Raw genomic sequence first — 15,844 nt, 5'->3', positions numbered from 1 at the left:
CCTCATTGCGTTTCCAGTTCGCCAAGCAGCGCATCGATCGCACTTGCCGCGTCGGCGGCATCGCCGCGCGCGGCCAATGCAAGATCGATCGCGGCCGCGCAGCGTGCCAACGTGCGCTCGTCGAACAGCGTGCGCAGCGGTAGCGATATCGCCCAGTGCAGATTCGTCTGCGCATTCGCCTGCGTTGCAAGCAACGAATGTCCGCCAAGCGCGAAGAAGTCGTCGTCGCGTCCGAATGCGTCCACCTTCAGCACCTGTTGCCAGATTGCCGCCAGCTCACGCTCGGTCGCGGTACTCGGCGCCGTCTCACTCGATGTCTTCGCTGCCGGCGCAGGCAACGCGTGCCGATCGCATTTGCCGTTGGGCGTCAGCGGCAGTGCTTCGAGTTCGATCAGCCGGGCCGGCACCATATAGGCCGGCAGTTGCGCGCGCAACGTCTCGATCAGCGTTGTCTCATTCGGCAACGGTTGCGCGCCACGCACGACGTAGCCAATCAATTGCTCATTGCGCACGGCCACAACCGCATCGCGCACGCCCGGCGCGCCGCGCAGCAGCGTTTCGATTTCGCCGAGCTCGATACGCTGTCCGCGCAGTTTCACCTGCGTATCGACGCGGCCCAGGTAGTCGAGCGCGCCGTCCGGGCGGCGTCGCGCGAGATCGCCCGTGCGATACAGCCGCGCACCTGGCGCGCCAAACGGATCGGGCACAAAACGGTCGGCCGTCATGGCGAACCGGCCCAGATAGCCGCGCGCGAGACCAGCGCCCCCCAGATAAAGCTCGCCGATCGCACCGACCGGCACAGGCTGCCAAGCAGTATCGAGTACATGCAACTGCACGTTTGCGATTGCCCGGCCGATCGGCACCGACGTGCCCATGCTGTCGCCCGGCGTGCAGTGCCAATGCGATACGTCGATTGCCGCTTCGGTCGGGCCGTACAAGTTGTGGAGCTGCGCGTGCGGCAACTGTCGCGCTGTGCGAGCGACGAGGTCCGGCGTCAGCGCCTCGCCGCTTGCCACGATCTGCTCGACGCTCGCACAGCGCGGCTCGTCGCCGGCATCGGCCAAGTACGCGAGGAACGCGGCGAGCATCGACGGCACGAAATGCAGCGTCGTCACGCCGTGCGCCTCGATCGCGGCAACGAGACGCGCCGGATCACGGTGCTCGCCCGGCGCGGCGATCGCGAGCTTCGCGCCGACCGACAGCGGCCACATGAACTCCCATACCGAAACATCGAAGCTAAACGGCGTCTTGTGCAGAACGACGTCGTCGCGCGTCAGGCGATACGCGTCCTGCATCCAGGCGATGCGGTTGGCAAGCGCGCCGTGCGTGTTGCCTGCGCCTTTCGGCTTGCCGGTTGAGCCCGAGGTGTAAATCAGATAGGCCAGTTGTTCGTCATGGATGGGAATGTCGATATCGACATCGTGGGTGACGACACTCGCCATCAGATCGGCCACCGTGATGATCCGCACGTTTTCGCACGATGCGCACGCCGACTCGGCACGCGCACGCAGCGGCGCTTGTGTCAGCACGACGGCAGGCTTGGCATCCGCAAGCATGTAGGCCACGCGCTCGTCCGGATAGTCCGGGTCCACCGGCAGCCATGCAGCGCCCGCCTTGAGCACGCCGAGGATCGCTATCACCATGTCGAACGAACGCTCGACGAATAGCGCGACGGGCGTATCGGGCGTGACGCCCGCGGCAACGAGCGATGCGGCCAAGCGCATCGCGCAGTTGTCGAGCTCGCCATAGCGCATCTGCCGCATCACGCCTTGTGCGTCGGCGAATTCCAGCGCGATGGCGTCCGGCGTCGCCCGCGCGGCACGCTCGAACTGGCGGTGCAGCGGCATGCGCGCTACGTCGTCCCAGCTGCGCGCGCTCGCGTTGCAGCGCGCCGCCATCGCGATATCTTCAGGCGCCGCAATCGAAATCGCGCCGAGCCGCACATCGGAGTCGCTCGCCAACGCGTCGAGGCAGGCCGCGAAGGCGCGATGCAATGCGACCACACGCGACTCGTCGATGCGTGCCGCGTCGTAGCCATAGTCGATCGTCATCCCCGTTGCCGATTCGATCACGAGCGTCAACGCGAAATCGGTTGCTTCGATGCTGCGCAGGTCGCGTATCTTCAACGCTTCACTCGCATCGCTGGACCCTGTTTCATCGACGGGGTAGTTTTCGAACACAATGAGTGTGTCGAACAGCGCGCCGCCGCTCTGTCGCGCCCAGCGTTGAATCTCGTAAAGTGGCGTATGGGCGTGTTCGGCTGCAGCGGCGCTCTCGCTTTGCAGTTCACGCAGCCATTGCGCGGCGCGGCGCTGCGGCAGCGGCGCAGTAATCACGGGCAGCGTGTTGATGAATAGGCCTAGCACGGTGTCGATGTCGGCTAGCGCGTGTGGGCGGCCCGCCACGGTTGCGCCAAATGCGACCGACGAACGATGCGTGATACGCTGCAACGCAAGCGCCCACGCGCCCTGCACCAACGTGTTCATCGTGATCTTGAGATGGCGTGCGGTCATGGTCATGCGCGCCGTCAGCGCCGCGTCGAGCGACGCGCGCCAGACGCGTTGTCGAGCGTGTGCGTGCCCTGCAAAGGCCGCGTCACGCTCCGCGACGAGCGTGGGCTCGTCCAGATGCGCGAGACGCCGCTGCCAATACGCACGGTCGCTTTCGACGTCGCGTGTACCGAGCCATGCGATAAAGTCGCGATAGCGTGTCTTGACCGGCGCGGCAAACGCGCGCAGACGCGACGGCGGCTCGCGATACTCGCGCAATACCTCAGCAAGCAAACGCGCTGTGCTCCAGCCGTCGAGCAGCAAGTGATGACGCGTCCATACGAGACGCCATTCGTCGTCGCTCAGCCGAATCAGCGACAAGCGCATCAGTGGCGGCATCTGTAAGTCGAAGCCGCGTGCGCGATCGTCGGCAAGCCAGGTGTCGAGCGAAGGTGGCGTCTGGCCGATGTCGTGGCGCCAATCGAGCACGATCACCGGCAGCTGCGCACGCCTGTGCACGATCTGCATCGGTGCCGCTTCGTCAGACAAGAAACTGGTGCGCAGAATATCGTGACGAGCAACGGCCGCCTCGAACGCCGCGCACAGGCGCTCGATATCGGGCGCGACGAGCGTTGCCACGAGTTGACTCACATACGTCGCACGCTCCGGCGCCATCAGCGAGTGAAACAAAATGCCTTGCTGCATCGGTGCGAGCGGATAGACGTCGTCGATCGTTCGCCAATCAAGCGCCGTACGGTCAAGCACATCCTGCGTGAGGCCCGCTGAGCGCGCCAGTGGGTAATCTGCCGGTGTCGCACCGCTACCACCGCCTCGCTGCCCGACACGCGCCACGCAGGCCGCTGTCATCTCGCGGAGCACGGCTTCGAAACGCGCCGACAATGCGTCGATGGTCGCTCGCTCAAATTGCGTCGTCCCGTAGACCCATCGCAGTTTGAGTGTGCGTGCGCCATCGCCATGGCCATCGCCATCGAGCCATGCGTGGATTGCCAGTGCATTCGCAAGCGGGCCACGCGGATCGCGCTCACAGCCGGCACCTCCGAAGTGCGGCAGCAGCACGCCATCGCGCGGTGTGTCGAGCTGACCGAGGTAGTTGAATGTCACGTGCGGGCGCGTCAGCGCGGCGAGCTTCGTGCGGATCGCAGGCTCGCCCGCGTGGAGCAGAACGCCGAATCCGAGGCCCTTGTTCGGAACCGCGCGTAACGCGTCCTTCACTGCGGCGAGCGTGTCTGCGAGCGCACGCTCGATCGGCAACACGACCGGATAGTGGCTCGTGAGCCAGCCAATGGTGTGGCTAGCGTCAATATCGTCGAATAAGGCTTCGCGTCCGTGGCCTTCCAGTTCGATTGGATAGACGCCGCGCTCTGGCTCAGCCGCATCGTGATTGCCCGATCGTTCGCTTAGCGCAGCCGCTAACGCCGCAATCAGCAAGTCGATCGCTTGCGTACGATAGGCGACATTGGCGTCGGTCAGCACCGTGCGGGTCAGCGCCGCATCGAGCGTCTGATCGACGACAGCCGCATCGGCGTTGGTCGCCCGCGCATCGGGATGATCGAGCCGAACGTCTGCGTTCGGCGCTTCCTGCTTCGCCCAATAGGCCGCTTCGACCGGCAGCGGCGAAGCGGCATCGGACGCGGCAAGCGATAGCCGAGCAGCCCATTGGTCGGCGCGCACGCCGGTGGGCCCGAGACGAATGCTGCGCCGCTCGCACGCGGCACGATAACCCGCATCGAGATCGTCGAGCAAAATTCGCCATGACACCCCATCGACAATCAAGTGGTGTATCGCGAGGTATAGCCGAGTGCAGCCGTCCGGGAGCGTCGCGACCAACGCGCACGCGAGCGGCCCGAGAGCGAGGTCGAGCGTGCATTGCAGCGCATCGAATTGCGCGATCGCATCGGCTTCGTCGCGTGCGGTGGTTAATGCCAACGGCAACGTCTCGAATGCACGCGGCGCGTAGACAAGCGTCCACGGGCCGCGTTCGCCCCGCTGAACGAAGCGCTGCCGGAATGCGTCGTGATGCGTGAGCAGCGCTTCGAACGCGCGCGCAAATGCCTCGATATCGAGCGGTGCGCGCGTGTCGAATGTCACCGACTGATTCCAATGACCGCGTTGAGCAATGTCCAGCGCGAAAAACCGGTGTTGCGCAGGCGTGAGTGCCGACGCTTTAACGCCGGCCGCAATCGCGGGCGCGACATTCGATGCGGGGCCTTGCGTCATCGTCATCGTCACCGTCGCGAGACGTGCGAGTTGCGCCACGGTCGGTGCGTCGAACAGCTGCTTCGGCGTCAAGCTGATTCCGCGCTTGCGCGAACGGGCAATCACTTGCAAGATGAGGATGGAGTCCCCGCCAAGCTCGAAGAAATTGTCGTCGCGGCCGACGTGAGGTGTTTTGAGGACGTCGGCCCATACCGCGGCGAGGGCCACTTCGACCGAGCCGAGCGGCGCGTCGGCAGCCGTCGTGTGGCTCACCGAGCCAGCGGCGGCAGCCTCCGTAGTAGCGGCAGTAGCGGCATGCGCCCGCAACGCCGCGCGATCGACCTTGCCGTTGGCCGTAACGGGCAACGCAGCCAGCACGGTCACCGTCGCCGGCACCATATGTTCCGGCAGGCGCAATGAGAGCGCGTCGCGCAACGCGGCATGCTCGATGCGAGCGTCGCGATGCGCGCTCACAAACGCGGCGAGTCGCAACCGGCCCTCGTGCTCGAACGCCAGTGTTTCGGCCTGAGCCACGCCGTCAATCGCGCGTAGCGCGGCACTCACCTCGCCCGGCTCCACGCGATAACCGCGTATCTTCACCTGGTCATCGAAACGGCCGAGAAACGCGATGCGCCGGTCAGCCAGCAACCGCACACGGTCGCCCGTGCGATAAAGGCGCTCTCCGTACGCATCAGGATGCGGCACGAATCGCACAGCCGTTGCAGCGGCAAGGCCGAGATAGCCACGTGCCACGCCGGTCCCGCCCAAATAGAGTTCACCCGTTGCACCGGGCGGCACGAGCGCGCCATACGCATCGAGCACGCATGCATATGCGTTCGGCAGCGGCATGCCAAGCGGCACACTGTCGCCTGTACGCATCAACCCAAATGCGCTCGCATCGCAGGTGAGTGCTCCGACGGTTGCTTCGGTCGGCCCATAGTGATTGATGACACGACAACCCGACTTGAGCGCAGTAACGCGCTCGACCAACGTCGACTGCAACACTTCGCCGCCCATCACGAGCGCATGCTCGGGCAACACGTCAGCCGCGTGCTGCGCTTCGAGTAACGCGTGAAGGTGACTGGGCACGATTTTGAGGATGCCGACCGCACGCGTGCGCATCTCGTGTGCGAAGCGATCGGGATCGAACGCGCACGAGGCCGGCAACAAATGCAACGTTCGGCCCGAACACAATGCACCAAACAGCGTCGTGTGGCCGAGATCGGCGGCTACGGTCGAGACCATCGCCATCGACGCATCGGGTAAGAACGCCAACTCGTCGAGCATGCCTTCAACATAATCCGCCAGCGCCCGATGCGAGACGACGACGCCTTTTGGCACACCGGTCGACCCGGACGTATAGATTAGATAGGCCGCCTGCTCGGGCGTCAGGCGGGCGCGCCGAAATTCGGTGCTGGCGAGCGCCGCATCGTTTGCTATCGCATCTATGCTGAGCGTTTGCGCACGCATGGACGTCGTTGCAGGTGCCTCGCCTGCAACGAGGATCCACTCGGCGCCGCAGGCATCGACGGCAGCAGCAAGACGCTCGGCTGGTGCGGAAGGATCGAGCGGCACGGCGTACGCGCCCGACTTGAGCACGCCGAGCAGCGCAACGACGAATGCGGCCGAGCGCTCGATGCACACCGCCACCGGACACTCCGCCGCGGCGCCGCGCTGACGCAACGCCAGTGCCACGCGGTCCGACGCATCGTCGAGCGCGGCAAACGTGAGTGTCGTCTCGGCATCTGCATCGACGAGTGCGACGCGATGCGGCGTCGCGCTCGCATGTGTCGCGAATGCGGCGAGCACGTCAGCATGCGCAAGCGGCAAACGGCGACCCTCGCGTGCGGCCCGATGCGCTGCGCTATCCGCGCAATCGAGTGCCGTCACCGGCTGCTGCGGATCGCGCACGCCATCGGCCACGAGCGACGCGAAACTCGCGAGCCACGCGTTCGCCGTCGCTGTGTCGATGCAGTCCCGCGCGTAGGCGGCCACGAGTTCGATGCTTTCGCCGACTTCGCCGATTTCGCCATCGGTAAAGTCGAGCGCGAAGTCGAATCGTGCCGCAAAGTCCGGCCCAGGCAACGCCACCGCCGTCAGCCCGCCTGGCAACGCCGATACGAGCCGCGCTTCGAATTGCTGCGCAAATTTCACGCGCAGCCACGGCGCCCCATGCGGCACCTGCGGCTTGGCTGCGTCGAGCACCTGATCGAACGGCAGGTCCTCATGCGCGTAGGCTTCGAGCGCCGTGGCGCGCACCGCATCGAGCAATGTGCTGAAAGGCGCAAGCGGCTCGACGCGTGCACGCAGTGCAAGCGTGTTCAGAAAAAGGCCGATGATCGGCGCGGTCTCGGGCCGCCGGCGATCGGCAATCGGTGTCGCCACGACGATATCGGTTTGGCCGGTCAAGCGATAAAGCCACGCGTCGAAAGCGGCCAGCAAGACCGTAAACGTCGACGCTTGCGTACGCCGGGCGAGTGCGCGCACAGCCGCCGACGTTTGCACTGACAACCGCAGCGTCGTGCGCTCGCCGCGCCAATCGCGGGCTGGCTCGGGCGATCGATCGTACGCCAGCGCCAGCGGCCCCGGCGCGCCGGCAAGCTTGGCGCGCCAGTATGCGCGTTGACGCTGCCCTTGCTCGCCGGCGACAAACGCGCGCTGCCATTCGGCGTAGTCGGCGTATTGGATCGGGAGCGGTGATCGCGTGGCATCGCTGCCGTCGACCAACGCGGCATACGCTGCTGCCAATTCTTCGAATACGATCCGCGAACTCCAACCGTCGGTGACCGCGTGATGCGCACACAGCATCAAACGATGGCGGTTTGCGGCGAAAGCGACGAGCGTGGCTCGCACGAGAGGGCCTTGCGACAGGTCGAACGGTTCGGCAGCATGTGCTTCAGCCAGCGCCGCGGCGTGGGCCTCCTGCGCCTGTTCGCTTGCGTTTTCATCGAGCTGCACGCGCTGCACGGGTACCGGAAGTTCGGCATGAATGCGCTGCATGACGATGCCGTCATCGCGCTCGATCAGTGTCGTGCGCCATGCCTCGTGCCGCGCGATCACGCAATCGAGTGCGCGCTGTAACGCAACAGCGTCCAGCGGCCCGCACAGTTCCCAGTGCGCGGCAATATGGTAGGCATCGCCGGCATCGCGCGTGCGTGCCAACGCCCAAAAGCGCTGCTGCGCGAACGAGGCAGCCCGATCGACGAAAGGCGCATCGGGCGATGAAGCAAGCGAAGATGATGACGGCGACGACGCGTGTATCGACATCATCGCGTGCGCATCGTTTTCGATTTCGCTGCCATCGATTAACGCGGCGAGCGCACGAAGCGAAGGGTCGTTGAACAACGCATCGAGCCGCAGATTCACGCGCCATTCGATCCTGATCGCGGCTTGCAACTGCATTGCCGCAAGCGAATCGACGCCGAGCGAAAAGAGCCGATCGTTGAGCCCGACCGGCACCGTCTCGCGCAAGATCCGCTGCCACAGTTGAGCGAGTCGACACTCTGTGTCGGTTTCCGGGGCAAGATAATCTTCACGCGCCGCCGCAACAGGCAACGCGGTGACGCGCTGCCGCAACGCGTCGCGATCAAGCTTGCCATTCAACGAGTACGGCAGTTGCTCGAAGCGCAGGTAGCGATGTGGCAGCCACGCATCGGGCAAGCGCGCTGCAAGCCATGCTTTCAGCGACGCATCGTCGAACAGCGAGTCCTCCATCGCGACGCAGGCGATCAACCGTGTGCGGTCCCCGGCCACATCAGCATGCACAGCCGCATCGCGCACGCTCGGATGCGCGCGCAGACAAGCCGCGACCTCACCCGGCTCGACACGCACGCCGCGCACCTGGACCTGGTCGTCGATGCGGCCAAGGTAGTCGAAGGCCGCATCGGCGCGTTCGCGCGCAATGTCGCCGGTGCGATAGACGCGTGTGCCGGGTGCGCCTTGCGGATCGGGAACGAAGCGCTCGGCAGTCAATGCCGGGCGCCCGTCGTAGCCGCGCGCGAGGCACAATCCGCCCAGCAGTAACTCGCCAGCTTCACCCGGCTTCACTGCACCGTCGATGCGCGCGACGCGCGGCCCAATCGGCCACCCGATCGGCAACGACGCATACGGATCGTTCGTCGGCACATGCGCTGCGGCGCCTGGCTCGACAGGCCAAAGCATCGGAGACATCACCGCCTCGGTCGGCCCATAGCCGTTCACCAGACGCACTGCGCCGAATACGCGCTGCACATCGACGAAAGCGGCCTGCGAGAGCGCCTCGCCGCCAAACGCCAGCACACGCAACGACGGCGGCACGCCCGCGCGCTGCGCCACCGCTGCGAACTCGCGCAGATAGGCCGGCGGGAACGCGGCAATGGTGGCTTGCGTGCGAACAATCAGCGCATGTGCCGCATCGGGCGGAAACGGCGCGGGCGGCGCGATAACCACACTCGTGCCCACGGAGAGCGGCGCGAGCCAGCATTCGTGCGCGGCATCGAAGTTGATCGACGCGAAATGCAACAGACGATCGGTCGATGTGACCGGCAGCATCGCGGCGAGCGCCTCGCAGTGTGCCGCCAGCGCGCCGTGCTCGACGACGACCGCTTTCGGCGTGCCCGTCGAGCCCGACGTGTAGATCATGTAGGCGGCAGCGCGCGGATGAACCTCCACGCCATCGTGACAAGCACGCGGGTTGAAAGCGGGCGCCGCATCGTCTTGCGACACGGTGAAGCATTGCTCGAAGCGAGCGCGTGTCGCTTCATCGGCATGTCGATCGACGATACCGTGCACAAGTCCGGCATCGCGCGCAATCCAATCGAGACGCGCCGACGGATGACGCGGATCGAGCGGGACAAAAACGCCGCCCGCCTTCAACACGGCCAACAACGCAACGAAGAGCTCGCACGAGCGCTCAACGCACACGCCAACACGCACCTCGGTGCCCACGCCCGCTTCACGTAGCTGCGCGGCGAGCTGTGCCGCGCGCGCATCGAGCTCGCCGCGCGTGAGCGTGACGTGCGCCTCGCCGTGCATCGTGAGGCTCATGGGCGTCGTTGGCATTGGCATAGCGAACGCAGGCACTTGAGGCGACAAGCGTGCGAGCGCGCGAATTCGATGATGCAACGCGGACTGAAAACTCGTCATTTGCGTGAGGTCCTTCGGATCTGGCCAGATTCGGCCATGTCGGCTATGTCTGCCTTAATGCGGGATCGCAATAAGGCGGCTTCACTGGTGAGACGATTCGCAAACGCAAATTTTTACGATTTTTGGTTTTGACGATCGGCGGACTTAAATTTCGGGACCGCGCAAACGTCTAGCAAAGAGAACCGCACCACGCCGCCTTCTCACTGACGAACGACAAATAGCCGATGACCGACGACGAACACCACGGCGCCCCCGCCGCCTCCCCGCTTAGTTCCGCGCGAACCACCGCCGTGCGTTTGATCGCCGCGCTGCTCGGCCGGTCGTGGGGCGCGTTTGCGCTCGCGCTGACGGCTTGTGTATTGAACGGCGTCGCAAGCGTGCTGCTGGTCGCGACGCTCAACCGAGCGCTGTCGCAGTCACAACCTGCCGACAGCAACCTCGTATGGCGCTTCGCGTTGTGCGCGGTGATCGCGCTCGTCACGCGCGTGCTCTCAGGCGTCCTGTTCGCGCGCTTGTCGCAAGACACGATGGCGCAGTTGCGCGAACGCGTTGCCCGCCACGTGGCAGCCGCGCAGTTGCGCGACGTGGAGCGCATCGGCGCCGCGCCCGTGCAGTCGGTCCTGACGGACGACGCCACCAACGTATCGATGCTTTTTTTCGCGCTGCCCAACATCGTCATGCACGGCTCGATCGTGTTCGGCTGTCTCGGCTACCTCGCGTGGCTGTCGTGGCCCGTCTTCGCGCTTGCGCTGGCGGCGATCGTCGCAGGCTCGCTCGGCTACTACACGGGCGACAAGCGCGCCATTTCGGCCCTCGAAGCGGCTGGCCACGCGCAAGACAAGCTGTTCGGCTATCTCGGCGCGCTGTTCTCCGGCGCGAAGGAACTGAAGCTGCACGAGGTGCGGGCGCGACAATTCGTCGACGGCCATTTGCGCGGGGCGATCGACGAGGTGCGCGAGCACCGCCGGCGCGCGTTCGGCTCTTATGCGTTCGGCGTCGGCTGGATCATCTTCGTCTTTTACGTTTTTCTCGGAGCGGCCGCGTTTTGGCCGGCACTCGCTGTAGGTGGCAGCACGGCGACGGCCGGCTACCTGGTGGTGTTCCTGTTCATGCTCGTGCCGCTCGACGGCTTGCTCAACAACTTGCCGACCGTCAATGCGGCCCGCGTCTCGCTTGAGCGCATCGAGCACGTGATGGCCGAATTCGGAGAAATGCGGGCGGAGCCGGCGCCGTCGGAACAAGCATCCCGGGCGCCATTCGGCACCGTGACGCTGCGCGGCGTCACGCACGCGTATTTTCACGAACGCGACGAACGTATGTTCCGGATGGGGCCCATTGATCTGCGCTTCAATCCGGGCGAACTGACCTTTATCGTCGGCGGCAACGGCAGCGGCAAGACGACGCTCGCGAAAGTGCTCGTCGGTCTCTACGAGCCGGAGTCCGGGGTGATCGAAGTCGACGGCCAGCCCGTCGATGCCACTGCGCGCACAGCCTATCGCCAGCATTTCACTGCGGTCTTCGGCGATTTCCACCTCTTCGACGCGCTGCTCGGTATCGTCGACGCCAACGCGCCGTCGCGCGCCGAAACCGATGCACGGGCCAACGCGCTGGTGGCGAAGTTGGCGCTCGATCACAAAGTGCGCGTCGTCGACGGCGCGTTTTCGACGCGCGCCTTGTCGACCGGGCAGCGCAAGCGGCTTGCGCTCGTCGTCGCGTACCTTGAAGATCGCCCTTTCTATCTGTTTGACGAATGGGCTGCCGACCAGGACCCTGCGTTCAAGGCCGTGTTCTACGAACAGTTGCTGCCCGAGTTGCGTGCGCGCGGCAAGACGGTTGTCGTCATCACACATGACGACCGCTACTTCGCGGTGGCCGACCGCGTGCTCAAGCTCGAAAACGGGAACGTCGTGAGCCAGACGCGCGGTGCGTTGGCGCCGCTGGCAAACATGACGACCACGGCGAATCACGGCACGCCGAGCGACGGAACCAACGGTTGAGCAATGCCACGCTATCGCGCAGGTGCGGGTAGCGTCAGCAGTGTGTCGGTGATCGTGCCGGCAAGCCGCAGCGCCGACATCGGCCCGCCGAAGCCCCAAATATTGCGCTCGACGAGTGCCACGCGCCCTTCCCTCAGCGCCGGCACGAAACGCCAGACCGGTGAGTCGAGCTTCGCCTCGAGCCGTCCTCCGGCATCAGTGGCACTGACGAACAGCACCGCCATATTCGGTTCATGCAGCAGATCTTGCGAGCTCACGTACTGCGTGCCTTCGCGCGTCGGCTCGGGGGGCCAAAGCACGAGGCCAAGCGCGCGTGCCAGGCCCGCCGCGGTGCTGTTGCCGACATAGGCCCAGTACCGGTCGGTCAGACCCAACTCCTGCAATAGCGCAAAACGCGCGCCGCTGCGGCCCGCGCGGGCGAGCCGCTCGGCGTCGCGCGCAAGCCCCGCGTCGAGTTGCGCCAGCACTTCACGTGCTTTGTCGGTGTGCGCGCTCAGGCAGCCGATTGTCTGAAAGATCGTCCGGGTCCAGTCGAGCTGCGTGAGCGGCAAGCCGTCCTTGACCACGTTGGGGCTGAACTGGAACAGCACGGTCGGCGCGATTCGATCGAGCGCCGCGAAAATCGGCGCATGTCGAAAACCGACGCCGATGATCAGATCGGGTCGCACCGACGCAATCGCCTCCAAGCTCGGCTCTTGGCGCGTGCCTACGTCGGGCACATGCAGGAAGCGCGCGTCGTCGTAGCCGAGCCATTTCGCGTACGAGGCTTTGTCGACCATGCCTGCCGGTGTCACGTCGAGTGCCGCGAGGCCCTCCGCAAACATGAATTCGAGCACCACGACGCGCTTCGGCCGCTCGGGCATGGATCGGCTGAATTGAGAGACAGTCGGGTTGGCTCCCAGCGGTGTGCATGCCGATGCTGACGCCGATGCATCGCGGGGCGCGAGTGGCTCGGCCCACACGGGCGCGCTGCACATCAGCGCGGCGCATGTCAGCGCAATGAAATCGAACCTGAGACGACGTCGTGCTATTCGAGCGCATTGCCGCAACGCACTGCGTTTTGCAGCGCGAGTGTTTCGTCGTTCATCGTCAGCAGCAGCGGACAGCTTCCACACAGTTGCGTTTCTCCGGGAATTTCATAGCGCACGCAGCACACACGACGCGCACGAAACGGGTTCGGCAGCAGCATCGAGCGCGGATGGACTTCGCGAAGCGGCGCGTACAGCGGATTGGGCGCTCCGTTGCCATAGCATCCGTTCACGCTGAAGAGCCAAGCCGCCTCTTCATTCGCATCGTTCGCATCATTCGCATCGGCGGCACATTGCGTGAACAAGTAATCGAGCAGATTGCCGACATTGCTCCACAGCACGCGCGGCGCGATGCGCGTCATCGCACAAAGCGTTTCGATGACTTCGCGCAAATGTTCGACGAACGGCCGATAGCGGTTAATGCGACGCGTATCGGGTGGGCCAAACGCATCGTCCGCAAAGTAGAGCGCGGTCGGCATGCCATCTTCAAGACGAAGGTGCGTCCGCGCGAGTGACATGTCGAGCGGGCAACGCAGCCCCCATGCCGCGACAACCGCGGCCGGCGCGACGAGCCCGAAGTAATACTTGCTCCATTGCGAAAGCAACGCGCGGACGTGTTTTTCAGGATCGCCGCCATAGATAAGCACCATCGCGTCGAGCAATACGCGGCGATGGTGCGCGAGCGCCGTCAAAGGAATCACGACCGATTGACACTGCGTATGCTCGCTCGCATGCCGACACGGAGCAGGCATGCCGAGCCACACCTGTTCGACATACGGTGCCAGCGCAGCAGGCGCGAGCGCGACGAAGTTTTGCGCACTCCTCGCAGGTTCCCTTCCGACGACCAGGTCTGCTAAAGGCAGCCTGTCGGCGCTGGCTGCCTGATTCATCGCCGGCCACCTTGCTTATCGCGGCGCGCCTCGCGCAGTAGCAGCGTCAGCAAATAAGGCGCACCGATCAGCACGGTGAGCACGCCAGCAGGGATTTCTCGCGGCGCGAGCAGCGTGCGCGCAGCGACATCGGCGGCAGCCAGCAGCAACGCGCCACATAAGGCGGCCATCGACAAGCGCGCGCGGTGGCTGCGTGCGCCCAGCATCGCAGCGAGGTGCGGCGCCATCAAACCGATGAAACCGATTGGCCCGACAGCCGCGACCGCAGCACAAGCCGCGAACGTCGCGATGCCGAGCGCCACCGGTCGCAAGACGGCAATCGGCAAACCGAGCGCGCCCGCTTGGTCGTCGCCGAGCGCAAGCAGATCGAGTGGCCGCGCCAATAGCGCCAAAGCCGGCACCGCCGCCAGACACCACGGCACCAGCATCGCGACCTCACCCCAACTGCGGCCGTAGGTGCCGCCCACGAGCCAAACGACGAAACGCGCCGGCTGCACGCTTTGCTCGATGATCAACCATTGCGCGAGCGTAGTCCAGAGCGTACCCAGCGCGATGCCGGTGAGTGCCACCGCCAGCGGCGCGAAACGATGGCGCCGGTTCAGCAGCAGCGTCAGCGCAAGTGTGGCACCGCCGCTCGCGAGCGCGGCGCCGGCAAGCGGCACGTGCCCGGCGAGCGGCCACGCCGTCAGGACGATCAACGTGGCAAGCGCCGCGCCTTGCGTGACGCCGAGCACCTCCGGCCCGCCGAGCGGGTTTCTCGTAACGCTTTGCATCAGCACACCGCTCGCCGCCAGCAGCGCTCCCGCAAGTAGCGCGCAGATCAGGCGCGGCAGGCGCAGTTCGAGCAGCATGCGTGCTACGTCGTCTTGCGCGTTGAGTGCCGCGATCCAGCGCGACGGCGCGATGAAGGTCGGCCCGAGCGAGGCACCGGCGAACAAAAGCGCGCCGAAGCCAACGGCCGCCATCGCAACGAGCACCGGCCGCGGCACCCCACCACGCGAAAACGAAAACGAAAACGAAAGTGAAAGCGAAACGAGCGAGCGCCCCGGCCGCATGACGCCATCGCCTGCAATCGCGCGTGCGTCGCCCCCCGTCATTGCACCGCGTTGAATCATCGCGAGCAGCAAAGGCGTGCCGATCAGCGCGATCGCAACGCCTGTCGACAGCGTCGTATCGACGCCGAGCGCCAGGACGGCGCTATCGGTCGCCAGCACGAGGCAAGCGCCGGCGAGCGCGGAAAGCGGCATCAGCGCGCCAAGCCTCGAAGCCTTTGCGCCGCGCAATTGCCGCAACAGATTGGGTGCGACGAGCCCGACATACGAAAGCGGTCCGGCCACGCTCACGGCGACACTCGCGAACGCCACCGCCACGATCAGCGCGCCGAGGCGCGCCGCATCGACGCGCACCCCGACGGCCACCGCTGCCTCGTCGCCGAGCGCGAGCGGTTCGAGCGGGCGAAGCACGAAGGGCAGCGCGATGAGCGGCGCGACGAGCCAACCGGCGGCGGCCTTGAGCCCGTCCGCGCCCGGCTGATAGAGACTGCCGTTTGCCCACAGCGCGGCACCTGCGATGCTTTGCTCGTTGAATGCGAGCAGCACCGTCGTGAGCGCCGAGAACAGCAACATACAAACGCTGCCAGCCAGCAGCAGGCGCAACGGCGTAGCGCGCCAACCGCCGGCCGCCGCCGCAACGCATGCCGCCGCACCGAGCCCGCAGCAGAAAAGAAGCGGCACCGGCGCCACGCCGGTGAGGCTCGGCACCGTCATCGCCGCGATCAGACCGAGTTGAGCGCCACCCGTGATGCCGAGCAAATCAGGCGAGGCGAGCGGATTGCGCGTGAGCGCTTGAAAGAGCGCGCCAGCAAGGCCGAGACATCCGCCCGCGACGATGGCGGCAACGACTCTCGGCAAGCCGAGATCGAATAGCAAGACACGCACGAGTGTCGGCTGATGGACTTCGCTCGTAGGCACCAACGCCAGCAGATCACGCATCTGCGGCCAAAGCCGCAGCGTGGCCATGACCAACAGCAATACGACGAGCGCCGCACCGATCGGCGCCACCCGGTTGGGCGCGGCCACCCGCATAGGCGTTGCGAAGCT

At 65.6% G+C, this 15,844-nt stretch carries 5 protein-coding genes; 1 reads left to right on the top strand and 4 read right to left on the bottom strand.

Annotation, left to right across the window (positions count from 1 at the left end; genetic code table 11):
• Nucleotides 1–2: 2 nt before the first annotated feature.
• Entirely contained in the window at nucleotides 3–9,830 is a 9,828-nt protein-coding gene (locus ACSQ20_RS06280) for an amino acid adenylation domain-containing protein (RefSeq protein ID WP_436018300.1), read from the bottom strand.
• Nucleotides 9,831–10,054: 224 nt separating this feature from the next.
• On the opposite strand from ACSQ20_RS06280, the gene ACSQ20_RS06275 reads away from it, so the two are divergent.
• The gene (locus ACSQ20_RS06275; RefSeq protein WP_436018299.1) at nucleotides 10,055–11,827 is read left to right on the top strand and encodes a cyclic peptide export ABC transporter; all 1,773 of its coding nucleotides are present in this window, start codon (nucleotides 10,055–10,057) and stop codon (nucleotides 11,825–11,827) included.
• An 11-nt stretch (nucleotides 11,828–11,838) separates the two neighbouring features.
• On the opposite strand, the gene ACSQ20_RS06270 is transcribed toward ACSQ20_RS06275, so the two are convergent.
• From ACSQ20_RS06270 to fhuB, 3 genes are read right to left on the bottom strand one after another with little or no spacing between them, the layout of a single operon-like run.
• Nucleotides 11,839–12,804: an ABC transporter substrate-binding protein gene (locus ACSQ20_RS06270; protein WP_436018298.1), complete on the bottom strand. Its 966-nt coding sequence runs from the start codon at nucleotides 12,802–12,804 to the stop codon at nucleotides 11,839–11,841.
• Between the two features lie 50 nt (nucleotides 12,805–12,854).
• Nucleotides 12,855–13,745 carry a siderophore-iron reductase FhuF gene (fhuF, locus tag ACSQ20_RS06265; protein WP_436018297.1) on the bottom strand — a complete coding sequence of 297 codons (891 nt, stop codon included), beginning with the start codon at nucleotides 13,743–13,745 and terminating at the stop codon, nucleotides 12,855–12,857.
• Entirely contained in the window at nucleotides 13,742–15,829 is a 2,088-nt protein-coding gene (fhuB, locus tag ACSQ20_RS06260; protein ID WP_436022945.1) for a Fe(3+)-hydroxamate ABC transporter permease FhuB, read from the bottom strand. Before fhuB ends, fhuF begins: the two co-directional genes overlap by 4 nt.
• Nucleotides 15,830–15,844 lie beyond the last annotated feature (15 nt).

This window comes from Trinickia sp. LjRoot230 (assembly GCF_964253315.1).
In the GTDB taxonomy this organism is placed as follows: Bacteria; Pseudomonadota; Gammaproteobacteria; order Burkholderiales; family Burkholderiaceae; genus Trinickia.
This window is presented reverse-complemented; position numbering and strand designations above follow the sequence as displayed.

Excerpts from the sequence above, each read along its gene's own strand:
- fhuB (WP_436022945.1), bottom strand. The coding sequence starts at position 15,829 with ATGCGGGTGGCCGCGCCCAACCGGGTGGCGCCGATCGGTGCGGCGCTC.
- fhuF (WP_436018297.1), bottom strand. The coding sequence starts at position 13,745 with ATGAATCAGGCAGCCAGCGCCGACAGGCTGCCTTTAGCAGACCTGGTC.
- ACSQ20_RS06280 (WP_436018300.1), bottom strand. The coding sequence starts at position 9,830 with ATGACGAGTTTTCAGTCCGCGTTGCATCATCGAATTCGCGCGCTCGCA.
- ACSQ20_RS06275 (WP_436018299.1), top strand. The coding sequence starts at position 10,055 with ATGACCGACGACGAACACCACGGCGCCCCCGCCGCCTCCCCGCTTAGT.
- ACSQ20_RS06270 (WP_436018298.1), bottom strand. The coding sequence starts at position 12,804 with ATGTGCAGCGCGCCCGTGTGGGCCGAGCCACTCGCGCCCCGCGATGCA.